Below are 26,298 nucleotides of genomic sequence, written 5' to 3' on the forward strand. Positions count from 1 at the left end.
GGGCCTCGTCTTGGTGCCGACGGGTCAGGAGCGGGTCACCGCCGAGGACGCCGAGTCGACGGGCGCGTTCGGGCGACCACGTCGATACAGCAGGCTGAAGATCGTCGCGGCGGCCAGTGCCGCCGCCGCGATCACCAGGGTGACGTGATAGCCGCTGTCGAAGGCTCGGACGGCGGCGTTCACCAGCGGGTCCGCGTCCTCGGTCGCCATTCCGGCGGCGGCGGCGCGGGCGTCGTCCAGGCTGGCGGCGGCCTCGGCCGGCGCCCCGGCGGGCAGGGTGATGACCCGGCTGTAGACGGAGGTCAGGGCGCTGCCCAGGATCGCGACGCCGGTCAGGCTGCCGAGTTCGTAGGAGACCTCCTCCACTGAGGACGCCATGCCCGCGCGGTGGGCGGGCGCGTTGCCCACGATCGCGGAGGAGGCGGCGGTCATCGCGACGCCGACGCCCGCGCCGATGACGACGAGACAGAGGATCACTGCGAGCTGTCCTGTCGTGCCGACGACGAGCATGGCGACCACGCCCAGCGTCGATGCCAGCAGTCCCCCGGCGATCAGCTTTCGCGGGCCCACCCGGTGCAGCCTCGCCCCGGCCACGATGCCCACCGGCAGTGAGCCGAGTGCGAAGGCGGCCACGACCAGGCCCGCCTCCAACGGACTCTGGCCCAGGACCAGTTGCAGACGCTGGGACAGGATGAGCTGCACGCCCGCCGTGGTGAACATCGCGGCGGCCGCGGCGACGACGCCGATGAGGATGCGCGGGTCGCGGAACAGGGTGAAGTCGATCAGTGGGTAGGCGCGGCCGCGTTGACGACGCACGAAGAGCCAGAACCCGAGGACGGCCGCGATCACCGCCACGCCGATGGCGGGCAGCGACGGCGCGGGATTCGTCGCCTCCTTGATCGCATAGACCAGGCCGACGAGCCCGACCATGATCTGGACCGAGGCCAGCGGGTCCCACGGCTTGTCGGCGGCTCCCCCGCCGCCGGGGGCGACGAGGACGGTGAGCACCAGGGCGATCAGCACGATCGGGATGTTGATCAGGAAGACCGATCCCCACCAGAAGTGCTCCAGGAGCAGGCCGCCGACGATCGGGCCGAGCGCGGTGCCGCAGACCGCGACCGAGCCCCAGATCGCGATGGCGATGTTGCGTTCCCGCTCGTCGTCGAAGGTGGTCCTGATCAACGAGAGCGTGGCGGGCATCATCGCCGCCGCTCCCACGGCGAGGAACGCTCGCGCGGCGATGAGGATCGTGGGCGAGGCGGCGTAGGCCGCCGCTGCGGAGGCGGCGCCGAACACGGCCAGGCCCACCAGGTACATCCGCTTGTGCCCGACGCGGTCGCCGAGCGTGCCCGCTCCCATGAGCAGACCCGCCATGACGAGCGGGTAGGCGTTGATGATCCACAGCTTCTCCGACGCGTTCGCGCGCAGTTCGCCGGTCAGCGTCGGCAGGGCGGTGTAGAGCACGGTCATGTCCACCGAGATCAGCAGGAGTCCCAGTGAGACGGTCAGCAGCACAGTCCAGCGGCGTGCGGGCATGAGGTATCCGACGGCTTTCTTCCGAGTGGTCGGGGCGGGATGACGGGTGGTCGATGCCACCAGACCGGAACCGGAGTCAGGACTCGGCGGGGTCCGACGGCGGCTCGATCAACGCGGTGATGCGGCGGGTCACGGCCTCCCGGACTGCGGGGGTCAGCGAGGTTCCCTTGGTGGCCTCGAGCAGCCACAGTCCGTCGGCGGCCAGGCGGGCGAGGAAGAGGTTCAGCGTCGCCGACTCCGGCGAGGTCGGCGCCGGGACCCAGCGCTGGGTCAGCTCGTTCCACACCTCGGCCAGTGCCGGGTGATTCGCCGACTCCAGCATGAACGCGAGTTCGGCGGTGCTGCTGGGCTGGTCGCTCAGATTGAGCCGGGCGTAGGCGGCGGCTCGCTGCTGCGGCGTCGCCTCGTCCCGAGGCATGCCCAACTCGGCGAGCAGCCGCTCCTCCCACTGGTCGGTGATGCGTTGCTGGATCGCCAGCAGCAGGTCGTCACGAGTGTGGAAGTGGTAGAGCAGGCCGCCCTTGGTCACGCCGGCCTCCTCGGCGGCGGCGTCCAGGGTCAGCCCGGTGATGCCCGCGCGCTCGGTGACGCGGATCGCGGCATCGAGGATCGCGGTCCTCGAACTCGGTCTCATGGGAGTAACTGTACCTTCCGGAAGGTACAGTTACCCGAGTGACTGCGGCCACATCGCGGCCGAGTGCGGGCGCCCGACGCGGGGCGAGGCGGTGAACTCGGTGTCGACGTCGGCGCCGTCTCTGGCGGCCTCCATGCACCGTGCGGCTCGCCCGTCTCCGGGGCGCCTACGTGCCGGTCGCCATCGGGGAACCGGATCGCCACGGCGGTGACCTGCGTGCCCTCGGCGCCCACGAAGTGGTGCGCGGTTCGTCGTCGGAGTTCGGCGGCCGGGTCGACAGTGTTCCTGGACTCTGGCAGGCGGGCCGCAGCTCGTCGACGCCCACGGAGCCGCGAAGCGAACCGACCGTCGGGTTCGGGCAAGTGGACCGAACGGTCCATTCGCCTGGGGCTGCCCACCGGCTCCCGGTCACCTCGATGTCGGACAACGGCGCCCGGCCCGGCGGCATCCTGAACCACGTCGATCAAATCACTTCGGTTGACCCACTTCGGATGAAGTGGTTTGATCGAAGTACTTCCGAGCGAGTCAGGAGTACCGGATGCGTCAGAACCCGGCCCGTCGAGCCGCCCTGCTCGACGGCGCCATCGAGGTCCTTGCCCGCGAGGGATCACGCGGCCTGACCCAGCGCGCCGTGGACAAGGAGGCGGCGGTGCCCATCGGCACCGCGTCCAACTACTTCCGCGACCGCGACGACCTGCTCGTCCAGGCGGGCGCCCGCGTCTACGAGCGGCTCAGGCCGGAGGATGCCGAGCTGACCGAGGCATTCGACCGGGTTCGGGACGTCGCGTCCTACACCGCGATGGTGCGGGAGGCCGTCGCCCGCTCCGCCGCCTTCCGGTCCGGCTACCTGGCGTTGTTGGAACTTCGGTTGGAGGCCACCAGACGGCCGGAGTTGCGGACGCTGCTCACCGAGCGGGTCCGCGCCGACCTCGACGAGAACGTCACCCTGCACGAGGCTGCGGGCCTGCCCGGCGACGCGACCGCCGTCCGACTCGTCTTCTTGGCGATGAACTGGCTCGTCGTCGAGCAGCTCACCCTGCCGGACGTCCTGACCGAGGACCAGCGCGACGAGTTGATCACGCAGGCCGTGGCGCGCATCGTCGTGCCGCCGCCTGCCGGCACCACGTGAACACCGCGACGTCACGCCCCGCAGCCGTCCACCGCTCCCGAGAACGAAGGTCCCCCATGCGCAAGCTCGTGTACTTCGTCGCCGCCACGCTCGACGGTTTCATCGCCGGTCCCGACGGGTCGGACCCCACCGGCCCCGACGGCTTCTGGACCCCCTCGCAGGACTACCTCGAGCACCTCATCGGCGAATACCCCGAGACCCTCCCCGGGCAGGCCCGCGCCGCGCTCGGCGTCACCGCCGAGGGCACCCACTTCGACACCGTGGTCGAAGGACGCAAGAGCTATCAGATCGGCATCGCCGCAGGCGTGACCAACGCCTACCCTCACCTTCGCCATCTGGTCTTCTCCCGGACTCTGACCGAAAGCCCGGATGTCGGCGTCGAGCTGGTCGCCGACGATCCGGCGGCGACGGTGCGGGAGCTGAAGCACAGCGGCGGCAAGGACATCTGGCTCGTCGGCGGCGCAGAACTGGCAGGCGCACTCTACGGCGAGATCGACCGCATGCTCGTCAAGCTCAGCCCGATCACCATCGGCGCAGGCATCCCTCTCTTCGGACGGACCACCGGCTTCGCCCCCGCCAACTGGGAACTCGCCGACCACACCATCCTCACCGGCGGTGCCTGCTTCCTCACCTACGACCGACGCCCCGCCACCCGGTAGACCACTGACGGGGAGTGCGAAGGGCCCCACCTCGGAGCCGACACTCGCCCGAGACGTGCCGCGCCCAGACCCCTCCGCCCGGTGGACAAGCCCACCTCCTCGAGGGATGGGTACCGCGCCGACTCGGCCCGAGTGAACCCGCTGGGGAACGGCTGTACGCCGACGTCTATCGCGGCGGACCCTGGACGCACCTCAGCACCACACAGCAGGATTGGCCACCTCGCGAAACAGCAGGTCAAGGCGCGATTCAGGCTTGGCACCGGTGTGTGTTCCCCTGTTCCTCAAACACCGCGTCGGAGGTGGGCAGGCACACCGACGGGCACGGAACGGAGGTCCGGACCAGGCCTCCTCGGATCGGGTCTGCCGACAGCGTCACCCGCGCAGCGCCTGGCCGATCCGCGCTGCCTGCAGGGTGAGGTGGTGACGTTCGGCGAGGTTGGGGGCAGACCGGGCGGCGTCGGCATACAGCTTCGCCGCGGTCGGAAGACGGACGACGGCGAGGACGAGTAGCCGAGCGCCCGTACAGGCGAATTGCTGTCCACCGTGAAGTTCATGGTGCAGACCCTCGCCGCCGCCGGCGAACTCCAGCGCGAGCTGACCCACGACGGACTGCGCGCCGCCGAGGCCAAGGGCAGCAAGGGCGGGCGTCGCCCCGCCGTGGCGGCCGACAAGACCGACGCCGTCCGCACCGCGTACTTGGAAGACCGCTCGATCGCCGCCCTCGCCCGGGACCACGACGTCAGCCGCGACGCCATCCGCACGGCTGTCGCCGACCTCATGCCCGACCACATCACCATCGAGGAGAACGTCCCGGGCCCGGAGTTGCCGGTCACCCTCGACATGCCGGGCAAGGTCGCCGACTTCCTCCGCGCCGCTGAGCTGGAGCCTGCCGAGCGGGCCGCGCTCGACCGGAGGGCGACCGTACAGCGCGGCCAGGGCTACACCATGCGCGTCAGCCGCGCCCGCCGTGCACCGCGGGCTCCTCGCCCGTTGCCAGCCGCTCGACGGCACCCAGGGCGTCCCGGCGGGCCCGGCCCAGTGCAAGGCCCGCCGCGAGTACGAGAAACGCGTCAGCACACTCGCGCCGATCGGACCACGATTGTTCTCGGAGCCAACCGCTGTACTGAGGTTCCCCGATGCCTGGAAGGGCCTCGTTCAGCGCGGAGCGATTCCCGTGTCCGTGGAACGGAGCGCCTCATCGAGGAGGCCCGCACCAGGGCCCGCCAGCCAGCGGTCGAAGCACAGCAGGGACGGGAACTCCGTGCGCAAGGCGTCGAGGTTCGCGTTTCCCACCAGCCTGCCGTCGTCTACGAGTGCTTCCAACTTGCTGAGGACCTCGTCCTGTGCCTGCAGGCGGCTGTAGCTGATCGGTCGACCGGCGGCCTGGGTCAGCTGCCCGGCCAGGGCGTTGCCGGTGAGAGCGTCACCGGCGATCTCCATGGTGCGGCCGGCGTAGCTTTCGGGTGAGCCGAAGACCGCGGCGACGATGCGGCCGATGTCGCGTACCGCGATGAACTGCATGGCCTGGTCGGGGCGCATCAGGAAGGACAGGTGTCCCCGGTCGAGGCCGATTTCGGGGGTCACCAGGAGCTCCATGAACGTGGCTGGCCGAATGATGGTGCCGGCGATGTCCAGATTCCGGACATGGGCCTCGATACGGCTCTTGGTGTCGAGATGGTCGATGCCCGTTGTCGAGCCCGCGGTGACCGCCGAGCTGTAGACAAGGTGGGCGACGCCGCAGCGCTCGGCGATGTCGGCCACCGCCGTGCCGAAGCGGACTTCGTCCTCGTTGGTCACGCCGGCGCCGGCCTGGCCGGAGTTCGGCTGGACACTGAAGACACCGTGGGCGTCAGCGAAGGCCGCGCGGAGCGACTCCGGATCCCCAAGGTCACCGCGGACGGTTTCGACGCCGGAGGCGGAGAGGGACTGGGCCCGGTAGCCGGACGGATCGCGGACGACCGCGCGCACCACCCAGCCGTCGGCCCGCAGCGCAGCGGCGACCGATCCTCCCTGCTGCCCCGTGGCGCCCAGGACGACGACGGTTTTGTTGATGTTGGTCATGCCGACCACGCTGCGCTTTCGGCGATCACGGACGTGTTCCTGATAAACATTGCTGATTCTTCCTGGGATCCTGAGGAGTGAGTCGGAGATGTGCTGGTCACAGGCGTGCTCCAGAGTTCGTAAGGGGTGGTTCGCGCCGTGTCCGCTACGCTAAAACCTGACGCCAACGTCAGGTGCAAGCGAGACGTGGAGTCGAGTCAGGAGGCCGGGATGCGGATCGGAGAGGTCGCCGCGAAGGCGGGCGTCAGCGTCAGGGCGCTGCGCTACTACGAGCAGCAGGACTTGCTGCACTCCACCCGGAATCCGGGTGGCCAGCGCCAGTATCCGGCCGGTGCCGTCGAACGGGTCAGGCTTATCCAACAGCTCTACTCCGTGGGCTTGCCCAGCAGAACCATCCGCGAGGTGCTGCCGTTCGCCGACTCCGGTGAGGCGTCACCGGAACTGCTGGAGCTGCTCGCGGCCGAACGCGACCGCCTCGACCGGCAGATGACGGACCTGCGGGACGTGCGCAACCGGCTGCACGACTGCATAACCGAGGCGCGGAATCATGACGGAACAGGAAGTCCATCCTGAAGCAGGGGCGGCCACACTCGCACGGCCCGGACCGTGATCGTTCTCACCGATAACCAGGGCTACAGCCTGCATGTCACCGCGCTGCCCGAGGTCCACCAGGCGCTGCTCGCCGCCGCGGCGCTGGGCGCCGACGGGGTATCCCCGGCCGAGCGCAAGGCGTACCGGATCTACACGGAACGGCTGAACAACGCGATGCTTGTGATGGATGAGAACCGGATCATCGGGAGCGTGCACAGGAGTTCGGATATCTGTGCAGAGAAACTCCTGAAATCGACACCGGGGCCGAAGATCCCCAGGTCGCGATTCGCACAACACCTCGCAGAACTACCCCAGGTTTTGACAGAGTTCTGCGAGACTGGCGGGATACAACTCGGACCCGACGATGCCGCGGCCGAACGCCACCCTTGTCCGCAATGCGACGTCCCCGCCGGCAGCGCCTGCGGAACCCGCGCCGGGAAGACCGCCGCGAAGTACCACACCGCTCGGTTCATCCTCGTACCGTCGCTGCGCGACGAGCTCACCGTGGCCGTCCCGGCCGATCGCGGGCCAGGGAAGAAATGGACGCAGGGCCCGGAGGTCGCCGCGACGGCGCCGGAGACGAGCGGCGTGCCGATCCGGATCGGCTACGCGCGCTGCTCGACCGCGACCACATCCACGAGAGGACCCTCGAAGGCCAGCGGGCCGCCGCCGCACGCGGCAACCACGGCGGCTGGCCCAAGGTGATCGACGAAGACGACGTGCTCTTCGCCCGCGCGCTGCGCGACAAGGGCACTCCAATGCCCGACATCGTGAAGAAGCTGACCATCAAGACCGGCAAGAACGCCGGCCAGCATCCCTCAGTCGCCTCGCTCTACCGCGCGCTCGCCGACACTGACGCCTGACCAGCAGCTTCAGGAGGCCATTGCCCCTTTCGCTCATATCCCGGTTGCCCCCAGGTAGGCCTGGGCGATCTGCCGAGTGGTCAGGCCGCCGACGGCCCGCAGCGTGAGGGCCGCCGCAGCCGCCGGGCTCAGCGACGGATGGGCGCACAGGAAGAAGAGCTGCAACGTGTCGTCTGCGGTCTCGGTCGGTCCTGGCGGCGGTTCCGCCTCGAACCGCTGTTCCCGGTCGCGACGCGAGACCTCGGCACGGCGGACGTCGAGGAACTTGCGCCAGGCGACCGTGACCAGCCAGCCCTTCGGGTCGGCGGGTCTGGTGTCTGGCCAGGTCAGCGCGGCCTGGATGAGCGCCTCCTGCACGGCGTCCTCGGCCGTCGCGAAGTCGACTCCGCGATGCACGAGGACGCCGATCACCGCAGGAGTCAACTCCCGCAGCAGGAGTTCGTCCACCACCTGATCTGCCTTACCGGTCCGGTCACTCGGTGACCGTCGGCGACGCGCTCAGCAGCGGGCGCACCTCGAGCCACTCGTGGATCGGCTTGCCGCCCGCACCGGGGGCGGCCGACAACTCGGCGGCGAGCGCGAGCGCCCGCTCGTAGGTGTCGACGTCGATCACCATCCAGCCTGCGATCAGGTCCTTGGTCTCGGCGAAGGGCCCGTCGGTGACCGGCGGCCTGCCCTCCCCGTCGTACCGGACGAACGTGCCCTCTGGCGAGAGGGCACGCTCGTCGACGAACTCGCCGCTGCTCCGGAGCCGGTCGGCGAAGTCGCCCATGAACTGCACATGGTCGCGGACCTCCTCCTGGGTCCACTGGTCCATCGGGACCGGATTCACGGCCTCCGGAGCACCCCGGTAGTGCTTGAGAAGCAGGTACTTGGCCATGCGGGTTCTCCTCGCTGCGGGCGGCCACGGTGGCCGCGACTGGTACTGGGACGGAGTCGCCAGGCCGTTCTCGACATCCTCGCCGCCTCTTCTTCGAGAACCTCCTGACTTGGCACGGACCGAGCCGCAAGATCAGCGCGCAGAACCCGCCGGGGGGCGACGGATTCGTCGGACGAGACCACTGACCAGCCGGTGTGCGGACGAGCGAGCCCGGCCGTACTGCTGCTACTCAACCCGGATCACGTCGAGTGCGCATGTGCCCGCACCCAACGAGTGATCGATCTCGTTCGCGGGCAGTGACGGGAGACCTCCGGCGGACGACCCGGCTGCGCTTGTGCCGAACGCGGGGCCCGGTGCAGGCGGGTCGTCAGTGGAGCAGCGGCCCGGGCCGACTCGGCCCCGCCTTCGCCGGAACACTCTTGTGGAGCAGGTGAGCGGGACTCCGGCTGGTGCGGTAGCCGATCGGCTACTGCACCAGCGGACTGGTCTGATCGGCAACCCGGGTCCACGGCGTCGGTGTGCGGCTCGATGGTCCGGTCGCCTGACCTCGACGTCGCGGTCGGGCGACCGGACTGTGCCTCTAGAGCCGTGTCGTCGGGGTCTGGTCTTCCGTGCAGGCCAGGGTGCGGTCGAGGAGCGGGAGCAGCCGGTCCCAGTGGCGCTGCAGTGCCGACGGGTTGAAGGCGTCGGTGTCGGACATGGTGTAGCCGTGGATGGTGTCGGGGTAGGTCTCGATGGTGTAGCTGATGCCTGCGGCGTCCAGGGCCTGGTTGAGCTCGCTGAGGTCTTCGGGCGTCAGGTCGTACTCGGCGAGGCCGAGGTGGACCTGAGCGGTGAGCTCGGCGACCAGGCGGTGTCCCCGGCAGGCGGTGAGCTGCGGGCGCGCCTGCTGGACCTCCTCACGGAGCAGTCGCCGATCGCGAGCCGGACCGTCGAGGAACACCAGCGGCTGCGCACGTTGCTGACCCGCGCGATCGGCGGGGCCTGACCGGAGATGGGCCAGGCCGCGGCGACGGAGGCGTGCCCGGTGCAGGCGGCGGGCCCGAACACGCCGACGTCGATGTTCCGCCCGGCGCCCGGCTGAGCACTGTCCGAACGGAGACGCCACGTCGTCGGCTCCTGATCCGCTGCTGCCGACCCAGAACGGAGCAGGGCGCGGAGACACCGACAGCCGACATCCGTCGCCGCCGGGATACCCGCTGACGGCATCGGCTCGATGCCGTCAGCGGGACCCGCACACACCGCGCGACAGTGCCCGGCCGAATCCGGGCCTGCGTTCGTCGAGTCGCAGCGGCAGGTCAGTCCCGCAGCGCCGTCCTCGCAGCCACCGCCGTTCTGGCGCGCGAGGTCCGACGCCACACCAGACCGGCGACACCCCCGGTGATCAGGGCCAGCGCCACCAGCAGGGCGCTGACCCACACCGGCGACCGGAAGCCGAGGCCTGCGTCGATGGTGATCCCGCCGAGCCAGGGGCCGATCGCGGCGCCCACGTTGAACGCCGCCGTCGCGAACCCGCCCGCCAGTCTCGGCGCGTCGCCTGCGGCGTAGAGCACCTGTGAGATCAGAGTCGACCCGACGGCGAAGGACAGCGTGCCCTGCACCAGGACGAGCACGATCGCGGCCGCCGGGCTCCCGGCCGTCAGCGCGAAGCCGATCCAGCCGAACAACAGCATCGTCCCGCCGATCGCCAGGAGCGGGATCGGCCGCGTGTCGGCGATCCGCCCCGCCAGGGTGACGCCGAGGAACGAGCCGATGCCGAACAGCGCGAGCCCGGCGGGCACCCAGCCCGCGCCGAGGCCGGTGACGTCGGTGATCAGCGGTGCGAGATAGGTGAACGTGCAGAAGGTGGCCCCGTTCACCAGGGCGGCCAGCGCCAGCAGCGTTCCGAGCCTCGGGCTGCGCAGTGCGCGCAGCTCCCGACGTGCGCTCGGAACGGCGACCTCGCCGGCGGGTGCGGCGTCGGCGGGGGCGTCGGCGGGGGCGGCAGACGGCACCGCCCGCAGGATCGCCACGACGGCGGGCACCGACACCAGCGCCACCGCCCAGAACGCCGAGCGCCATCCCCACGCCTGCCCCAACAGGGCACCGGCGGGGACGCCCGCGACGCAGGCGATGGTGACGCCGCCCAGCAGCGCGGCGGTGGCTCGCCCCTTGGCGTCGGGCTCGACCATCCCGGTCGCGGTCACCAGCGCCACCGCGAGGAAGCCCGCGTTGGCCAGCGCCCCGACCACCCGCGTGACCAGCAGGATCTCGTAGCTGGTGGTGAGCGCGCCGACGACGTGCACGATCAGGAAGACGAGCAGGAAGACCAACAGCGCGCGCCGACGCGACCAGCGCAGGCTCAGCAAGGCCATGAGCGGGGCGCCGATGATCATCCCGACGGCGAACGCCGAGGTCAACGCACCTGCGGCCGGGATGGACACCGACAGGTCCTCCGCGATGTCCGGGCCGAGTCCGGACAGCATGAACTCCGAGGTCCCCTGGGCGAAGACCGCGAGTCCGAGCAGATAGATGGCAAAGGGCATGACAAGACTCCGAGAGACCGCATCGAGGATCGATGAAGCGTCGGAAGGCGGCAGCGGGGTCGGTGCATCGACGGCAGCAGGCGCTCGCCTGATCAGACCCCGCGCGGCCCCCGCGCGATGAGACCTCGCCGCGTCACCGAGGACGCACGAGCGAGGTCGGACAGGAACCCGCACGGCGGCGATCCGGCGGCAGTGGTCACGTCAGAGCGACAGCCCGCGCGGCCTCAGGGCGGCGGAGCGTCGAGGACAGTGCCGGGAAGCCACCGGAAGCCGGTGGCTAGCGTCTTGACGCCTCGGGGCTGGACACGTTCGGCAGGCTAGTCGCGCCGGGCGGCGGGCGTCCACCGGATTTCCGGCCCGGCCCCGTCTGCAGGCAGCCCGGGTCGAATCCCCCGATTCCCGTATGCTGCCTGCCCGACCGGGCACGCGGGTGACGGACGGTCGGAACCATCGTGACGGCGGAGGTGACCAGGTCTGCGGCGCGCGAGCGATCACCGCCGCAGGGCGGGGTCAGGCCGTCACGACGATTCTGTAGCGGACGCTATAGCCTGGGCTGATGGCAGCGACACGCGGACGCCCTCGGAGCTTCGACCGCGAGGCCGCCCTGACCGTGGCGACCCGACTGTTCTGGGAGCACGGTTACGAGGCGACCTCGATCGGCGCCCTGACCGAGGCGATGAACATCAAGCCGCCCAGCCTGTACGCCGCATTCGGCGACAAGAAGGCCCTGTTCGACGAGGTCGTCACCACCTACCGCCAGACTCATGGCGAGTTCATGCTCCGCGCGCTCGACGAAGAGCCCGGCGTCCGGGCGGGCATCGCCAGAATGCTGCGGGAGGCCGCCGCCGCCTATACCGACCCCGCCCTGCCGCCGGGCTGTCTGGTGATCTCGGGCGCCGCCAACTGCTCCCCCGCCAACGCCGACGTCGCCGAGCGCCTGCGGGACCTGCGCAACGCCAACCTGACCGGGTTCGAGCAGCGACTGCGGAGCGCCGTGGCCGCAGGGGAACTACCCGCCGACACCGACGTCCCCGTCCTGGCCTCCTATCTCGCCGCCGTCATCCAGGGCATGTCGCAACGCGCGCGGGACGGCGCCTCCGCCCGTGAGCTCACGGCCCTGGCCGAGACGGCGATGCGTGCCGTGCCCGGCGGGGACGAGGCATCAGGCGAGGGCGGGGCGTCCTGACCCGAAGAGTGCGGGTGGCCGCCGGGCGACCGGCAGACCTTAAGCGGGCGCACCGAGGTGCCACCTCCGGCTCGGCGCGTCACCCGCCTTCCCGGACGAGCAGCGCCGGGCACCGTGCGCGGGACACGATCAGGAACGCCGCCGACCGGGCAGGCCGTGCCGAGGGCGTCCGGGGGTGCGACGGTCGCGGCGCCGTGCGCCGAGCGAACGCCATGAGGCGGCGCCGCCTCCGCGAGTCACGGCCATAAACTCTGCTCATGGTCAGTCTGCGTCAGCTCGAATACCTGGTTGCCGTCGCCGACCACGGCTCCTTCACCCGAGCCGCCGAGCTGCTGCACGTCACCCAGCCCGCGTTGTCCCATCAGATGCGCATCCTGGAGCGGTCCGCAGGCGGTCCGCTGCTGGAACGGCTTCCCCGGTCGGTGCGGCTGACCCCGGCAGGCCGGGCGATGCTGCCGCACGCGCGCGCCGCGCTCGCCGATGCGTATCGGGCCGGATGTGCGGCCCGGCAGGCCTCGGGCCTGGAACAGGGCGAACTGCGACTGGCGGCCGTGTACTCCGTGGGTCTGGGTGTGCTGCCTCCGGTGCTGCGCCGCTGGCGGCAGGATCACCGGGACGTGCAGATCAGTCTGTCGGAGCATCGGCACACCGACGAACTCCTCGCTGCGATGACTGAGGGCGCCGCCGATCTTGCCGTCGGCCCACTGCCGCGTCGGTGGAACGGACCGGTGTGGACGCTGGGCGTGGAGGAGTTCGTCGTCGTCCTGCCTTCCGACGATCCGATGGGGGACGGCGGGGCACTGCGAGTGGCGCTGTCCGCACTGGCCGACTGCAAGTGGGTGCACTACGCCTCGGGACACGGCCTGGCCGAGGTCCTCGATCAGGCCTGCGCCGAGGCGGGATTCCGACCTGTCGCCGCAGTGCGCACCGAGCAGACCGCCGCCGCCCCGGTGTTGGCCGCCGCCGGGCTCGGACCCGCGCTGGTGCCCGCCAACATGATTCCCACTGCCTTCGACGGCCTGGTCCTGCGCCCGGACCCTCCGGTGTGCCGCCCGCTGGCGGCCTACACCCGTCCCGCGCCCGATCCGCTGACCGAGGCCTTCGTCCGGATCCTCCTCGAGACCGTCCGCGTCCTGCCCGAGCCGCTGCGTGCTCGGTTCGGCCTCGGCGACGACGAGCCGCCGGGCTGAGCCTGCTACGCGGCGACGGCGGACCGTCTGGCGGCACGTCCGCCTCGCCGCGACCGACTCCGCCGAGTGACCGAGGTCACCTTTTGGCCGGTTTCCACAAGTTCAGGCACCAGGCACGGTCGGTGACGGCATTTCATTACCGGGCCTTACACGGGAGTGTTCAGGGTGAGAGTGGGCGAGAGCGAGCCCAACAGATGTCTAGTGCAGGAGGCTCGGTCGGTGTTCAGTCGTGTCGCCATCGTCAACCGCGGAGAGGCCGCGATGCGGCTGATCCACGCCGTGCGGGAGCTCTCCGCGGAAACCGGGACGCGGATCGAGACCGTCGCGTTCTTCACCGACGCCGACCGTACGGCCACCTTCGTCCGTGAGGCCGATCATGCCTTCGACCTCGGCCCCGCCTCGGCCCGGCCGTATCTGGACCTGGCGGTCCTGGAACGAGCACTGCGCGAGAGCGGCGCCGACGCCGCCTGGGTCGGTTGGGGCTTCGTCGCGGAGGACCCGGCGTTCGCCGAGCTGTGCGAGCGCATCGGGGTGACGTTCGTCGGGCCGAGCGCCGAGGCGATGCGCCGACTCGGGGACAAGATCGGGTCCAAGCTGCTCGCCGAGGAGGTCGACGTCCCGGTCGCGCCGTGGAGCAGGGGTGCGGTGGACGATCTGGCCGCCGCCGTCCGCGCGGCGGACGAGATCGGCTACCCGCTGATGCTCAAGGCGACCGCAGGCGGCGGCGGCCGAGGCATCCGGATGGTCACCTCCCCCGAGGAACTGACCGACGCCTACGAGCGCACCAGGATGGAGGCCGAGCGGGCCTTCGGCAGCGGCGTGGTGTTCCTGGAACGGCTGGTCACCGGCGCACGGCACGTCGAGGTGCAGGTGATCGCCGACGGTCAGGGCACGGCGTGGGCGCTGGGCGTGCGGGACTGCTCGGTGCAGCGCCGCAACCAGAAGATCATCGAGGAGTCGGCGTCCCCGGTGCTCACCTCGGAGCAGGCCGGTCAACTCAAGGCCGCCGCTGAACGACTGGTCCTGGCGGTCGGCTATCGGGGCGCGGGCACCGTCGAGTTCCTCTACCACCCCGGCGAGAAGCTGTTCGCGTTCCTGGAGGTCAACACCCGACTTCAGGTGGAACACCCCATCACCGAGCTGACCACCGGCATGGACCTGGTGAAGGCGCAGCTGCACGTCGCCGCAGGCGGACGACTGGAGGGCAGGCCGCCCGCCGAGAGCGGCCACGCCGTCGAGGCGCGGCTCAACGCCGAGGACCCGGACCGCGACTTCGCCCCGGCTCCGGGGCACATCGTCCGGTTGTCCCTCCCTGCGGGCCCCGGTATCCGCGTCGACACCGGGGTCAGCGAGGGCGACTCCATCCCGGCCGACTTCGACTCGATGATCGCGAAGATCATCGCGCACGGCCGCGACCGCGACGAGGCGCTGGGCAGGCTGCGCCGCGCGATGGCGCAGACCACGGTGATCATCGCGGGCGGCGCGACCAACAAGAGCTTCGTCCTCGACCTGCTGAACCAGCCCGAGGTGATCGACGCCAGCGCCGACACCGGCTGGATCGACCGGGTCCGGGGCGAGGGCAGGCTCGTCGCGCAGCAGGGCTCCGCAATCGCGCTCGCCGCCGCCGCGATCGAGGCCTACGAGGACGCCGAGACCCTCGCCCGGCAGCGTCTGCTGTCCACCGCGCACGGCGGACGCCCGCAGGTGCAACTGGACACCGACCGTGCGTTGGAGCTCAAGCTGCGCGGCGCCGGCTACCGGGTGCACGTCGGCCGCGTCGCACCGAACCGGTTCCGCGTCGCGATCGCCGCAGGCAAGGGCACACCCCAGGCGGCGGATGTCGTGATCGAACGCTTCGACCGCCACACCGGCCAGATCGTCGTCAACGGCACGCGGTTCCGACTGGTCACCAACGCGCACGGACCGACCCACCTGGTCGAGGTCGACGGGGTCGCACACCGCATCAGCCACGACGAGGGCGGCGTTCTGCGCGCCCCCTCCCCCGCGCTGGTGGTCGCCACGCCGCTGGAGGTCGGCGCCGAGGTGGAGGCGGGCTCTCCGGTCCTGGTGCTGGAGGCCATGAAGATGGAGACCGTGCTGCGCGCGCCGTTCCGGGCGCGGCTGCGCGAACGCCCGGTCGCGGTGGGCAGCCAGGTCGAGGCTGGGGCGCCGCTACTGTGGCTGGAACCGCTCGGCGACGGCGCCGACTCCGGCGCCGACCGGGACACCGCCGCCGCCGAGATCGACCTGCCTGCCGCGCCCGCCGACGTCCCCGCCGCCGAGCGGGTCGCGACCGGGCTGCGGGACCTGCGCGCCCTGCTGCTCGGCTTCGACGCCGACGCGCAGGACGGCCGTCGGGTGATGGACGACTACGCCTCGGCGCGTGCCGAGGTCGCCACGGGCAACGGCAGGCCGCTGGCGGGCGAGATCGAGCTCTTCGGCGTGTTCGCCGACCTGTCGGAGCTGACCCGCAACCGCCCGGCGGGCGCGGAGGGCACCCCCGACACCCAGGTGCACAGCCCCCGCGAGTACTTCCACACCTACCTGCAGAGCCTGGACGCCGAGCGGGCCGGGCTGCCCGAGGAGTTCCAGCAGCGCCTGACCAGGGTTCTCGGTCATTACGGAGTGACCGACCTGGAACGCACCCCGGAACTGGAGGACGCCGTCTTCCGGATCTTCCTCGCCCAGCGCCGCGCGGCCACCGACGTCGCCGTGGTGACCATGCTGATGCGGCAGTGGCTGACCGAGCCGCCGCCAGGCGGCCCCCTGCGCGAGACCGCGGGCCTGGCGCTGGAACACCTGGTCGCCGCCACCCAGGTCCGCTTCCCCGCCGTCGCCGACCTCGCCCGTTCGGTCGTCTTCCGGTGGTTCGCCCAGCCGATGCTGCGACGCAACCGGGCGCAGATCTACGCCGGCGTCCGCAAGCACCTCAACCACCTGGACGCCCACCCGGACGCGCCGGACCGCTCGGAGCGGATGGCCTCGATGGTGGCCAGCTCCGAGCCGCTGGTTCGGCTGCTCGGGCAGCGGATCGGCCGCAAGGGCGCCGGTCTGGCACCGATGCTGGAGGTGCTGACCCGCCGGTACTACGGCAACAAGTCGCTGCACGACCTGCACGCCACCGAGATCGCGGGCTGCACGTTCGTCGTCGCCGAACACCACGACGACGCGGGCCGGTCGGCGGTGCTGACCACCGCCGTGGACTTCGCGGCGCTGCCGGACGCCGTGCGGGCCATCGACGAGATCGCGCCGACCGACGACGTCGTCGCGGACATCTATCTGACCTGGTCGGACCAGCCGGAAGACCCGGATGCGATGGCCGCCGAACTGCGCGAGGTGCTGGCCTCCCGGAAGCTGTTCAGTCAGCTGCGCCGGGTCACCACCACGGTCGCCGGGCGCAGTGGCGCGGTGATGCACCACCACTTCACGTTCCGCCCGTCCTCCACCGGGATCACCGAGGAACGCCTCATCCGAGGCCTGCACCCCCTGATCGCCCAGCGGATGCAGCTGCAACGGCTGCGCAACTTCGACCTCACCCGGCTGCCCTCGGCCGACGAGGAGGTGTACCTGTTCCGCTGTGTCGCGCCGAAGAACACCTCCGACGAGCGGCTCGTCGCGTTGGCCCAGGTACGCGACCTGACCCCGCTGCGGGACGGCGAGGGCAGGCTGGTCGCGCTGCCCGCGCTCGAGGACACCCTGGCAGGCTGCCTGGACGCGATCCGCAAGGTGCAGTCCGGTCGGCCTGCGAACAAGCGGTTCGACACCAACCGGATCCTCATCTACGTCTGGCCGCCGAGCGAGCTGACCAATGCGGAGCTGAACACGGTCGCCCAGCGCATCCTGCCGACCACGGCGGGCGCCGGGCTGGAGGAGGTCGTGTTCCTCGCCCGCCAGCGTGCCCCGAAGAGCGGCGAACTGAGTGACATCGCGGTGCGCATCGGCTACGACGGCGAGTCCCGTATCCGACTGGAGATCGGCGATCGCCCGACCGGGCTGATCGAGCCGCTGGACGACTACCGGCAGAAGGTGCTGCGGGCGAGCAGGCGCGGCACCGTCTACCCCTACGAGCTGACCGGCATGCTCGCCGGTTCCCGAGGCACCTTCGTCGAGCACGACCTCGACGACGAGGGCGCCCTGGTGCCGGTGAGCCGACCGGCGGGCCAGAACACCGCCGCGCTGGTGGCGGGCGTGGTCACCACGCCCACCTCGCTGCACCCCGAGGGGATGTCCCGCGTGGTGCTGCTCGGCGACCCGACGAAGTCGTTGGGCGCGCTGTCGGAGCCGGAGTGCGCACGGGTGATCGCCGCCCTAGACCTCGCCGAGCGGCGGAGCATTCCTCTGGAGTGGTTCGCCCTGTCCTCGGGCGCCCGCATCTCGATGGAGTCCGGCACGGAGAACATGGACTGGGTGGCCGCCGCGCTCAAGCGCATCGTCACCTTCACTCAGGACGGCGGCGAGATCAACATCGTGGTCGCCGGGATCAACGTCGGCGCCCAGCCCTACTGGAACGCCGAGGCCACGATGCTCATGCACACCAAGGGCATCCTGGTGATGACGCCGGACTCGGCGATGGTGCTGACCGGCAAGCAGTCGCTGGACTTCTCCGGCGGCGTCTCCGCCGAGGACAACTTCGGCATCGGCGGCTACGACCGCGTCATGGGGCCGAACGGGCAGGCCCAGTACTGGGCGCCGAACCTGGGTGCGGCCCGCGACGTGCTGATGGCCCACTACGCGCACACCTATGTCGCACCGGGTGAGGCGGGACCCCGGCACTCGGGCACCACCGACCCGCACGACCGGGACATCTCCGACTACCCGCACGCCCTGGAGGGCAGCGACTTCGGGACGGTCGGCGAGATCTTCTCGGCCACCGCCAACCCGGACCGCAAGAAGGCCTTCGACATCCGCACCGTGATGCGTGCGGTGGCCGATCAGGACCATGCCGCGCTGGAGCGCTGGGCGGGCATGGCCGAGGCCGACACCGCCGTGGTGCAGGACGTGCACCTCGGCGGCAGGCCGGTGTGTCTGCTGGGCATCGAGTCCCGCTCGGTGGCCCGCCGGGGATTCCCTCCCACCGACGGGCCGGACACCTACACGGCGGGCACGTTGTTCCCGCGCTCGTCGAAGAAGGCGGCCCGTGCGATCAACGCGGCCAGCGGCAACCGGCCGCTGGTGGTGCTGGCGAACCTGTCCGGCTTCGACGGCTCCCCGGAGTCGATGCGCAGGCTGCAGCTGGAGTACGGCGCCGAGATCGGCCGGGCGGTCGTCAACTTCGAAGGCCCGATCGTGTTCTGTGTGATCTCCCGCTATCACGGCGGCGCGTTCGTGGTGTTCTCCAAGGCGCTCAACCCGAACATGACGGTGCTCGCCGTGGAGGGTGCGTTCGCCTCGGTGCTCGGCGGTGCGCCTGCGGCGGCGGTGGTGTTCGCGGGCGAGGTGAACCGGCGCACCTCGGCCGACCCACGGGTGGCCGACCTGGAGGCACGTCTCGGGGCGGCCGCCGGCGCCGAGCGGGTCGAGGTGAGTGCGACGTTGGCGGAGACGCGGGCGGCGGTGCGCGCGGAGAAGCTGACCGACGTGGCCACCGAGTTCGACCGGGTGCACAGTGTGCAGCGCGCCATCGAGGTCGGTTCGGTGGACGCCGTGGTGAGCGCCGCCGAGCTGCGCCCGAGGATCATCGAGGCCATCGGGCGGGCCTGACTCCGCCCTGTCGTGCGCGTGCCGCCCGGTCGGTCCGGGCGGCACGCGCCTGCGGCGAGACCGGCGGCGGATCCGGTTCTCGAGATGGTCGACGGACTGGTCGACGGCGGGTCAGCCTGCGTCTGTCGTCCTGATCGAAGCGCAGGCCGCTGTCGGGTCCGCGCCGCTCACGGGATGATGCGGCGATCTCGCAGTTCGGTGAAGACGTCCATGAACATCTGCTCGGTCTGGACGTACTCGTGGAATCCGTAGCGGCGGGCCTTGGATCCGTCGCCGAACATGTCGTAGTCCCAGGAGAACACGGCGTCGGCGAACGGCCAGGACGAGACCTCCGCGTAGGAGTGGGCGGCCAGCCCGTTCCGGCGGACGACGGAGTCCCACAGCGGCTCCTTGTCGGCCATGATCGTCGTCAGCGACATCGGCAGCGGCGGCGCGGTGTCCAGGTCGAAGAAACGGGCGATCTTCGGCCACATCTCGCTCCAGCGGAAGAGGTCGCCGTTGCCGATGTTGAAGGCCTCGCCCGCACAACGCGGGTCGGTGGCGGCCCAGACGGTCGCGCGGGCGAGCAGCCCGGCGTCGGTCGTCTCCAGCAGGCTGTCGTAGGCGCCGGGGCGACCGGGGAAGCGCAGCGGAAGCCCCAGCTCTTTGGACATGGTGGCGTAGACGGCGATCGCGATCGCCAGGTTCATCGGATTGCCCAGGGCGACGCCGGCGACCACCGAGGGGCGGATCGCCGACCAGCTCCACGTCCTGCCGCCGCTGCGTCGTTCCAGGAACTGTTGCTGGTCGACGTTGAACTCCGGCGGCATGTGCCCGGCGTCGGTCTCCCTGGCGGGCGTCGCGAACGGCCCGAGGTGCGCGCCGTAGACCTTGTAGCCCTGCATGAGGCTGACGTGGACGAGTCCCTCGGCGACCGGCTCGATCGCGTCGATGACGTTGACCAGCATCGCGAGGTTCGGCGGCACGAGCTCCGCCCAGGTCGGCCGGTCCTGGTAAGCGGCGTAGAAGACGTGTGTGACGTCGGTCAGCTCGGCGAGTCTGGTGCGGGTGTCCTCGGCGTCGAGCAGGTCGACGCGGACGTGTCGCAGTCGGTCGGCTTCGGTGCCGCCTCGGCGGGAGAGGCCGATGACCTGCCAGTCGCCGAGTTCGAGAAGGTGCTCGACGAGGCTGCCTCCGATGACTCCGTTGGCGCCGACCACGAGTGCGACCTTGGGCTGAGTGCTCATTACTCCTCTTTCGATGCCGACGTCGCCGATCCGACGTCGGGATGTGGTGCCCCCGGTGGGGCTCGCCGTCGGGCCGTCGCTCGCACAGGAGGCCGGGGACGGCCGCCGTCGAGCCTTCCTGGCCTGTCCTCATGAGTCCAAGGCTTGTTTCTCACCACATCGATGAGTTTTGCTCATACCTGTCGGGTCTCGGGTGCGGCCGATGACGCCCCGGATGCTGTCACCGTCGAGGAGGTCGGGCGGAGGACGAGCCGGGCCGCAGCGTGGGAGGGGCGTCGCGACGCCGGTCGGCGGCGAGCGTCGCCTGCGGAGGTGAGCCGTCGGCGGTTCAGGAGGTCCCGGTCGGCCGCAGGCCGTTGAGGAGCAGGTCGACGAGTCGACGGGGGTCGTAGCGCGGGTCGCTGCCGTGTCCGATGCAGAGGTTGCCGATGCCGCGCATCAGTTCGTAGGGCTCTGTGCCGGGGTCGATCTCGCCCGCCTGGACGGCGGCGTCGAGCAACTGCGTGAAGACGGGAACCAGGCGGTCGAGGAAATAGGTGTGCAGCGCCTCGAATGCGCTGTTGCCCGGCTGCAGTGCGTCGGCGAGGCCGTGTTTGGTGACGACGAAGTCGATGAGGAGGTCGACCCATCGGCGCAGCGCGAGGAAGGGCGAGTCGGCCTCGGCAGACAGCCTCGGCCCCGCCTCGGCGCACGCCTCCACCTGGTGGCGGTAGACGGCGACGACGAGTTCGGCGCGGGTCGGGAAGTGACGGTAGATCGTTCCGATCCCGACTTCGGCTCGGGCCGCGATCTCCCGGATGGGGGCGTCGACGCCGGAGGTGACGAACACGGCGGCCGCTGCGGCCAGCAGTGCCTGCTCGTTGCGCACCGCATCGGCGCGCCTGCCTCTGGCAGACGTCTGTCCGGCCGGATCGGTCGTGGACACCACAGCTCCTTCTGATGCGCGTTGACAAATCGGAACAGTGTTCCGTATGTTTTCGGAACGCTGTTCCGCTTCAGGGTGGCCGATGCGGAGCAGCTTCCGTCCCTGCGTTCTCACCGTTCCGCACCGGCGCCGGTCGGTCATCACCGGCGCCGGCGCCTCTGGCGAAAGGAACCACCCCATCATGAACGAACCGAACGACGCGGCCGACTACCTCGCCGCGACGACCCCCGTCCTCTCCGTCAACCCGGTCGTCCTGCCCACTCCCGGCCGCGCCGTCGACCTGGAGGCACGCGTCTCCACGCCGATCAGCGACGACGACGCGCTGCCGGTCATCCTGCTCTCTCACGGCCACGGCAACTCCCGCCACCTGTCCTCCCGCAACGGCTACGGCCCGCTCGCCGACTTCTACGCAGCGCACGGCTTCGTCGTCATCCAGCCCACCCACCTGGACTCCAAGACGCTGAGCCTGAACCCGGCGGACCCAGAGGCACCGCTGTACTGGCGATCACGGGCCCAGGACATGACCCGCATCCTCGATCAGCTGGACGTGATCGAGAAGGACGTTCCGCAGCTCGGCGGGCGCGTGGATCGGGACAGGGTCGCCGTGGTCGGGCACTCGATGGGCGGGCACACCGCGAGCCTGTTACTGGGTGCCAGGCTCACCGATCCCCACGACGGGACGGAGGTGAACCTGACCGAGCCGCGTATCACGGCGGGCGTGCTGCTCGCCGCGCCCGGTCGGGGCGGTGACGCCCTCAGCGAGTTCGCGGCCGAGAACTACCCCTTCCTCTCGACGACAGACCTGTCGCGGATGGCGACCCCCGCGCTCGTGGTCGCGGGCGACCAGGACCACTCCGCCCACCTCACGGTCCGGGGCGCGGCCTGGGCCACCGACCCGTACTTCCTCTCCCCCGGCCCGAAGTCCCTGCTCACCCTGTTCGGCGGCGAGCACGTCCTCGGCGGGGTCTCCGGATACGACGCCGCCGAGACCACCGACGACAGCCCCGAGCGGGTGGCCGTGGTCCAACGGCTGAGCTGGGCCTACCTCCGCTCGCAGCTCTACCCCGGCGACACGGCGTGGCAGGAGGCGTGCGCCGCGCTGACATCCGGACCCCGCCCACTCGGAAAGGTCGAATCCAAGTCATGACAGCGAACCGTCAACCGGCCGAGGACGGCGAGCGCGGGCCGTCCGACTCCCCGCCGCCCACGGCACTGATCACCGGCGCCGCGCACGGCCTCGGGCTGGAGGTCGCCCGACAACTGGCCGCGACCGGAGTCCGCGTGGTGATCGCCGCACGAGATCCCCAGCGGGCGGCCGAGGCCGCGCACCCCCTCGACGGAGTCGACGCCCTCCCGGTCGGCCTGGACATCGGCAGCCCGACCTCCGTCGCCGGCGCGGCGGAGGCCCTCGCCGCACATCCCGGCAGACTCGACATCCTGATCAACAATGCCGCCGCCTCTCCCGACCGCTTCGAGACCGCCACCGGAGCGGACCTCGGCACCGCGGCCGAGGTCGTGCAGGTGAACCTGTTCGGCGCCTGGCGCATGACGCAGGCCTTCCTGCCGCTGCTCCGCCGATCGGACCACCCTCGGATCGTCAACGTCAGCTCCGGTGCGGGCTCGCACACCGACGAGCAGTACGGCTTCCCGCTGTTCGGTGGTGCGGCGGCGACGCACGGCATCAGCAAGGCGGCGCTGAACGGGTTCACCGCCGTGCTGGCGGCGGAACTGGCCGACACCCCGGTCATCGTCAACGCGGTCTGCCCCGGCGTCACCGCGACGCAGCCCGGCGCCGAGCACCTGGGCGCGCGCCCGGTCGAGGACAGCGCTCCCGGCATCGTGTGGGCCGCGACCCTGCCGGACGACGGGCCGCGCGGCGGGTTCTTCCGCGACCGACAGCCCCTCGGCTGGTAGCCGCTGCCTGAAGACGGGGCTGGTGACCGCGCTCGTCCCGGGGACGAGGCGGCCCGTGCTGCCTGAGGTGCGAATGCCGGCCAGGGGACGGTCGTCGCACCGAGATCGGCCTGCTCGCTCTCGACGTTCCGGCGCCGGGAGGAAACGAAACGGGACGAGGCGGCGCCCGACGCGCCTGCTCTCGCACCGATCCTGCGGGCCGTGCCTCCCCCGCAGGTCGGCGCGGGCGCACCGATCGTGCCCGGCCGTGTCCCGCTCACCCCGGCGGTGGATCGGAACGGCGCCGTCGTCTTTCGTCGCCGACACACCGACGGAGGACAGCCATACGGGTCGCGGCTCCGGGGCTGCCGACACGAAGCACACCGGAGAGAGACCGAGAGGAGGTCAGAAGGAGAACACCACTCCTGCCATCTTCAACTTATAGCGCACCGGGGGGCTTGCGGCAAGACCCGGGGCATGCCGCAGAATCTCCCAGCCGAAGCCGTCACGTGCGAAAACGAGGGCTTCGGCGCGGTGCGTGGTGTCGGTGTGGCGTGGTGCCCCGTGCTGTGGTGCGGGGTACTCGACGCGGAGGACGCGGGCACCCGTGCCATCGGACTCGCCACGGCAGTCGGGCCGGAAGGCGACCGGAGTGAATCGGGGAATCTCATGATCGACGTGATCGTGGCGGGCGGCGGGCCCACCGGGATGATGCTGGCCGCCGAGCTGCGGCTGCACGGCGTGCACGTCGCCGTGCTGGAGAGGGACGCGGAGCCGACCAAGGTCATCCGCTCGCTCGGCCTGCATGCGCGCAGCATCGAACTGATGGACCAGCGCGGCCTGCTGGACCGCTTCCTCGCGCACGGCACGAAGTATCCGGTCGGCGGCTTCTTCGCAGGCATCGACAAGCCTGCGCCCGCTGTCGACACCGCGCATCCCTATGTCCTGGGGATCCCGCAGCCGGTCACCGACCGGCTGCTGACCGAGCATGCCCTCGAGCTCGGCGTCGAGATCCGGCGCGGCTGCACACTGGTCGAGGTGCATCAGGACCCCTGTGGGGTCACCGTGGAGCTGGCCGACGGCACGCGGCTGCGCTCGCGTTACCTCGTCGGCTGCGACGGCGGCCGCAGCACGGTGCGCAGGCTGCTCGGCATCGGCTTTCCCGGCGAGCCAGCCAAGGTCGAGACGCTGCTGGGCGAGGCGGAGCTGACCGCGTCACCGGAGCAGGTGGCCGAGGTGACGGCCGAGGTCCGCAAGACCGAGCAGCGGTTCGGTGCCGCGCCGATCGGGGACGGGGTGTTCCGCATCCTCGTGCCCGCCGCCGGGGTGTCCGAGGACCGGCGGACTCCGCCGACGCTGGAGGAGCTGAGCCGACAGCTGCGGGCAGTGGGGGGCACCGACTTCGGCGTGCATTCGCCGCGTTGGCTGTCTCGTTTCGGCGACGCCACCCGCCTGGCCGAGGCCTACCGGGTCGATCGGGTGCTGCTGGCGGGCGACGCGGCGCACATCCACCCGCCGAACGGGGGTCAGGGTCTCAACCTGGGGGTTCAGGACGCGGTGAACCTCGGCTGGAAACTCGCCGCCGAGATCGACGGCTGGGCGCCGGAGAGGCTGCTGGACAGCTACCAGGTCGAGCGACGTCCCGTGGCCGCCGATGTCCTGAACCTCACCCGAGCGATGGTCCAGCTCTCCCTGCTCGAGCCGGGGCCGCAGGCGGTGCGCGGCCTGGTGTCGGAGCTGATGGACTTCGAGGAGGTGAACCGGTATCTGATCGAGAAGGTCATCGCGATCGGCATCCGCTACGACTTCGGCGCGGGCCCTGAGCTGCTCGGCAGGCGGCTACGGGACGTGGCGCTGGGGCGGGGGCGCCTGTACGAGCGGATGCACCGAGGCCGGGGGCTGCTGCTCGATCAGACCGGCAGGCTGTCGACGGCGGGTTGGGCGGATCGGGTCGATCACGTCGTCGACACCAGTGCGGAGCTGACGCAACGGGCCGTGCCTGCGGCGCTGCTGCGGCCGGACGGTCACGTCGCGTGGGTCGGCGAGGATCAGCAGGAGCTGCTCGAGCACCTGCCCCGCTGGTTCGGCGCGCCGCTGGACTAAAGCGCGCGGCGTCGGGTCGATGCCGCCCGCGCGGCGTGGAGCTGTTCGAGGAGCAGCGTCGCGAAGCAGGCGTAGCCGATGTCGGCCGTGGGTTCTCCGGCGCCGATTCCGGCCGCACCGCCCTCGGCACCGACCCGACGCCGCGACGCCGGGTGCGAGCCCGCCCCGGGCGACGGCAACGGGTCAATCGCTCCAGGCGAGCGCGTGTGCGTGTGCGCTGCGGTCGACGGAAACTCGGGGACGACGGGGCGGGCCCGTTACGGCCGTCGTTGTGCGGGGCGCGCGGGCCCTGCCATGATCGACTGCATGTCTGGAAGACCCGAGGAAGACGTGGCGGTGCAGGCGGTTCGGTCGCGGGCGAGCGACTACGACACCGTGGCGGAGGGCTACACGGCCGAGAACGAGACCAGCCTGATGAACGCCTACCTCGAGCGGCCTGCGGCCCTGGCCCTCGCAGGCGAGGTGGCGGGCAGGCGGATTCTCGACGCGGGCTGTGGGTCCGGTCCGTTGTTCGCCGAGTTGCGCGAGCGGGGTGCTGTCGTGAGCGGCTTCGACGGCAGTCCGGGAATGCTGGAGCAGGCGCGGCGACGGCTGGGCGCCGACGCGGACCTGCGGGTCGCCGACCTGGCGGGTCCGCTGCCCTACGCCGACGACGCCTTCGACGACGTCATGGCCTCCTTCGTGCTGCACTACCTGCGGGACTGGGGGCCGACGCTCACTGAACTGCGGCGGGTGCTGCGGCCCGGCGGGAGGATCATCGCCTCGGTCGAGCATCCCCTCGTGCTCAACCTCATGAAGCGGCACACCGGCCCCCGGCCCGACTACTTCGCGACGGAGAACCGACTCGAAGACTGGACCATGGGCGGAGGGACCGCCCAGCTGAGTTTCTGGGACCGCCCGCTGGAGGCGATGACGGACGCCTTCCTCGCAGCGGGCCTCCGTATCACTCGCCTACACGAGCCCCGGCCGGTTCCGGCCGCCCACGAGCTGTTCCCCGACGACTTTCACATCGCCGACACGTGCCCGAGCGTCCTGTTCTTCGTGCTGCATTCGGAGTGAGCACCGCATCGGGTGGAGCCGGCGGCAGGGATCACGGCATCGTCGGCTGATCACGAGTCGCCGCCGGGCCGCTTGCGGATGGCGGGGTGGTCGGCACCCTCCGGCGGGGACACGGAGGCAGCGGCGACCGGCGCACCG

The 26,298-nt window shown here is 71.0% G+C and carries 21 protein-coding genes and 1 pseudogene; 12 read left to right on the forward strand and 10 right to left on the reverse strand.

Going from position 1 to position 26,298, the window contains the following annotated elements:
- Positions 1-24: 24 nt before the first annotated feature.
- Positions 25-1,536: an MFS transporter gene (locus UA75_RS15905; RefSeq protein WP_075740909.1), complete on the reverse strand. Its 1,512-nt coding sequence runs from the start codon at positions 1,534-1,536 to the stop codon at positions 25-27.
- Between the two features lie 76 nt (positions 1,537-1,612).
- Entirely contained in the window at positions 1,613-2,170 is a 558-nt protein-coding gene (locus tag UA75_RS15910; protein ID WP_075740910.1) for a TetR/AcrR family transcriptional regulator, read from the reverse strand.
- 538 nt (positions 2,171-2,708) lie between these two features.
- Between UA75_RS15910 and UA75_RS15915 the strand changes: the two genes are divergently transcribed.
- Together UA75_RS15915 and UA75_RS15920 are read left to right on the forward strand one after the other, a co-directional pair.
- Positions 2,709-3,299, forward strand: a complete 591-nt coding sequence (locus UA75_RS15915; protein ID WP_075740911.1) for a TetR/AcrR family transcriptional regulator — start codon at positions 2,709-2,711, stop codon at positions 3,297-3,299.
- 56 nt (positions 3,300-3,355) lie between these two features.
- Positions 3,356-3,958 carry a dihydrofolate reductase family protein gene (locus tag UA75_RS15920; RefSeq protein ID WP_075740912.1) on the forward strand — a complete coding sequence of 201 codons (603 nt, stop codon included), beginning with the start codon at positions 3,356-3,358 and terminating at the stop codon, positions 3,956-3,958.
- A gap of 372 nt (positions 3,959-4,330) precedes the next feature.
- Here UA75_RS15920 and UA75_RS32905 read toward each other — a convergent pair whose 3' ends face one another.
- Positions 4,331-4,969, reverse strand: coding sequence for a hypothetical protein (locus tag UA75_RS32905; protein ID WP_157434211.1), 639 nt, complete (start codon positions 4,967-4,969; stop codon positions 4,331-4,333).
- Positions 4,970-5,113: 144 nt separating this feature from the next.
- Complete coding sequence (locus tag UA75_RS15930) at positions 5,114-6,019, reverse strand: NmrA/HSCARG family protein (protein ID WP_075743865.1); 906 nt, start codon at positions 6,017-6,019, stop codon at positions 5,114-5,116.
- 210 nt (positions 6,020-6,229) lie between these two features.
- Here UA75_RS15930 and UA75_RS15935 point away from each other — a divergent pair, with 210 nt between their 5' ends.
- Genes UA75_RS15935 through UA75_RS33895 form a run of 3 tightly spaced genes read left to right on the forward strand, consistent with a single transcriptional unit; the run spans position 6,230 to position 7,473 of the window.
- A complete protein-coding gene (locus UA75_RS15935) occupies positions 6,230-6,592 on the forward strand; it encodes a MerR family transcriptional regulator (RefSeq protein WP_075743866.1) in 363 nt (120 codons plus the stop codon).
- Positions 6,593-6,625: 33 nt separating this feature from the next.
- Positions 6,626-7,315 (forward strand): hypothetical protein, encoded by a 690-nt coding sequence (locus UA75_RS33890; protein WP_198043044.1) that lies wholly within the window; start codon positions 6,626-6,628, stop codon positions 7,313-7,315.
- Positions 7,312-7,473 (forward strand): hypothetical protein, encoded by a 162-nt coding sequence (locus tag UA75_RS33895; protein ID WP_198043045.1) that lies wholly within the window; start codon positions 7,312-7,314, stop codon positions 7,471-7,473. The genes UA75_RS33890 and UA75_RS33895 overlap by 4 nt, the downstream gene beginning before the upstream one ends.
- Before the next feature lie 51 nt (positions 7,474-7,524).
- Here UA75_RS33895 and UA75_RS15945 read toward each other — a convergent pair.
- The 4 genes and pseudogenes from UA75_RS15945 to UA75_RS15960 all read right to left on the reverse strand — a co-directional run.
- Positions 7,525-7,920: pseudogene (locus UA75_RS15945) on the reverse strand (sigma factor); the annotation flags it as partial.
- Between the two features lie 25 nt (positions 7,921-7,945).
- Entirely contained in the window at positions 7,946-8,353 is a 408-nt protein-coding gene (locus tag UA75_RS15950; RefSeq protein ID WP_075740914.1) for a YciI family protein, read from the reverse strand.
- A gap of 580 nt (positions 8,354-8,933) precedes the next feature.
- Complete coding sequence (locus UA75_RS34565) at positions 8,934-9,296, reverse strand: dienelactone hydrolase family protein (protein WP_318533304.1); 363 nt, start codon at positions 9,294-9,296, stop codon at positions 8,934-8,936.
- Positions 9,297-9,651: 355 nt separating this feature from the next.
- Positions 9,652-10,878 (reverse strand): Cmx/CmrA family chloramphenicol efflux MFS transporter, encoded by a 1,227-nt coding sequence (locus UA75_RS15960; RefSeq protein ID WP_075740915.1) that lies wholly within the window; start codon positions 10,876-10,878, stop codon positions 9,652-9,654.
- Positions 10,879-11,434: 556 nt separating this feature from the next.
- Between UA75_RS15960 and UA75_RS15965 the strand changes: the two genes are divergently transcribed.
- From UA75_RS15965 to UA75_RS15975, 3 genes are all read left to right on the forward strand, one after another.
- Complete coding sequence (locus UA75_RS15965) at positions 11,435-12,064, forward strand: TetR/AcrR family transcriptional regulator (RefSeq protein ID WP_075740916.1); 630 nt, start codon at positions 11,435-11,437, stop codon at positions 12,062-12,064.
- A 257-nt stretch (positions 12,065-12,321) separates the two neighbouring features.
- Positions 12,322-13,254: a LysR family transcriptional regulator gene (locus UA75_RS15970; protein WP_075740917.1), complete on the forward strand. Its 933-nt coding sequence runs from the start codon at positions 12,322-12,324 to the stop codon at positions 13,252-13,254.
- 219 nt (positions 13,255-13,473) lie between these two features.
- Positions 13,474-18,954, forward strand: a complete 5,481-nt coding sequence (locus UA75_RS15975) for a biotin carboxylase N-terminal domain-containing protein (protein ID WP_075743867.1) — start codon at positions 13,474-13,476, stop codon at positions 18,952-18,954.
- A gap of 167 nt (positions 18,955-19,121) precedes the next feature.
- Here UA75_RS15975 and UA75_RS15980 read toward each other — a convergent pair whose 3' ends face one another.
- Both UA75_RS15980 and UA75_RS15985 read right to left on the reverse strand, forming a co-directional pair.
- A complete protein-coding gene (locus tag UA75_RS15980) occupies positions 19,122-20,180 on the reverse strand; it encodes an SDR family oxidoreductase (protein WP_075740918.1) in 1,059 nt (352 codons plus the stop codon).
- Between the two features lie 328 nt (positions 20,181-20,508).
- Positions 20,509-21,105: a TetR/AcrR family transcriptional regulator gene (locus UA75_RS15985; protein WP_075743868.1), complete on the reverse strand. Its 597-nt coding sequence runs from the start codon at positions 21,103-21,105 to the stop codon at positions 20,509-20,511.
- A 181-nt stretch (positions 21,106-21,286) separates the two neighbouring features.
- On the opposite strand from UA75_RS15985, the gene UA75_RS15990 reads away from it, so the two are divergent.
- The 4 genes from UA75_RS15990 to UA75_RS16010 all read left to right on the forward strand — a co-directional run bounded on the left by UA75_RS15990 (position 21,287) and on the right by UA75_RS16010 (position 26,160).
- A complete protein-coding gene (locus UA75_RS15990; RefSeq protein WP_075740919.1) occupies positions 21,287-22,252 on the forward strand; it encodes an alpha/beta hydrolase family protein in 966 nt (321 codons plus the stop codon).
- Positions 22,249-23,019: an SDR family NAD(P)-dependent oxidoreductase gene (locus UA75_RS15995; RefSeq protein ID WP_083683237.1), complete on the forward strand. Its 771-nt coding sequence runs from the start codon at positions 22,249-22,251 to the stop codon at positions 23,017-23,019. The genes UA75_RS15990 and UA75_RS15995 overlap by 4 nt, the downstream gene beginning before the upstream one ends.
- 648 nt (positions 23,020-23,667) lie before the next feature.
- On the forward strand, positions 23,668-25,101 hold the full coding sequence (gene rox / locus UA75_RS16000; protein ID WP_075743870.1) for a rifampin monooxygenase: 1,434 nt from the start codon (positions 23,668-23,670) through the stop codon (positions 25,099-25,101).
- A 306-nt stretch (positions 25,102-25,407) separates the two neighbouring features.
- Positions 25,408-26,160: a class I SAM-dependent methyltransferase gene (locus UA75_RS16010; RefSeq protein WP_075743871.1), complete on the forward strand. Its 753-nt coding sequence runs from the start codon at positions 25,408-25,410 to the stop codon at positions 26,158-26,160.
- Positions 26,161-26,298 lie beyond the last annotated feature (138 nt).

It is taken from the genome of Actinoalloteichus sp. GBA129-24, assembly GCF_001941645.1.
Taxonomy (GTDB): domain Bacteria; phylum Actinomycetota; class Actinomycetes; order Mycobacteriales; family Pseudonocardiaceae; genus Actinoalloteichus_A; species Actinoalloteichus_A fjordicus.

Bases quoted from the DNA above. Each gene is read 5' to 3' on its own strand.
- UA75_RS15965 (WP_075740916.1), top strand. From the start codon at position 11,435: ATGGCAGCGACACGCGGACGCCCTCGGAGCTTCGACCGCGAGGCCGCC.
- rox (WP_075743870.1), top strand. From the start codon at position 23,668: ATGATCGACGTGATCGTGGCGGGCGGCGGGCCCACCGGGATGATGCTG.
- UA75_RS15920 (WP_075740912.1), top strand. From the start codon at position 3,356: ATGCGCAAGCTCGTGTACTTCGTCGCCGCCACGCTCGACGGTTTCATC.
- UA75_RS15950 (WP_075740914.1), bottom strand. From the start codon at position 8,353: ATGGCCAAGTACCTGCTTCTCAAGCACTACCGGGGTGCTCCGGAGGCC.
- UA75_RS15995 (WP_083683237.1), top strand. From the start codon at position 22,249: ATGACAGCGAACCGTCAACCGGCCGAGGACGGCGAGCGCGGGCCGTCC.
- UA75_RS15905 (WP_075740909.1), bottom strand. From the start codon at position 1,536: ATGCCCGCACGCCGCTGGACTGTGCTGCTGACCGTCTCACTGGGACTC.
- UA75_RS15935 (WP_075743866.1), top strand. From the start codon at position 6,230: ATGCGGATCGGAGAGGTCGCCGCGAAGGCGGGCGTCAGCGTCAGGGCG.
- UA75_RS16010 (WP_075743871.1), top strand. From the start codon at position 25,408: ATGTCTGGAAGACCCGAGGAAGACGTGGCGGTGCAGGCGGTTCGGTCG.
- UA75_RS15980 (WP_075740918.1), bottom strand. From the start codon at position 20,180: ATGAGCACTCAGCCCAAGGTCGCACTCGTGGTCGGCGCCAACGGAGTC.
- UA75_RS15990 (WP_075740919.1), top strand. From the start codon at position 21,287: ATGAACGAACCGAACGACGCGGCCGACTACCTCGCCGCGACGACCCCC.
- UA75_RS15915 (WP_075740911.1), top strand. From the start codon at position 2,709: ATGCGTCAGAACCCGGCCCGTCGAGCCGCCCTGCTCGACGGCGCCATC.
- UA75_RS15930 (WP_075743865.1), bottom strand. From the start codon at position 6,019: ATGACCAACATCAACAAAACCGTCGTCGTCCTGGGCGCCACGGGGCAG.
- UA75_RS15960 (WP_075740915.1), bottom strand. From the start codon at position 10,878: ATGCCCTTTGCCATCTATCTGCTCGGACTCGCGGTCTTCGCCCAGGGG.
- UA75_RS15970 (WP_075740917.1), top strand. From the start codon at position 12,322: ATGGTCAGTCTGCGTCAGCTCGAATACCTGGTTGCCGTCGCCGACCAC.
- UA75_RS15910 (WP_075740910.1), bottom strand. From the start codon at position 2,170: ATGAGACCGAGTTCGAGGACCGCGATCCTCGATGCCGCGATCCGCGTC.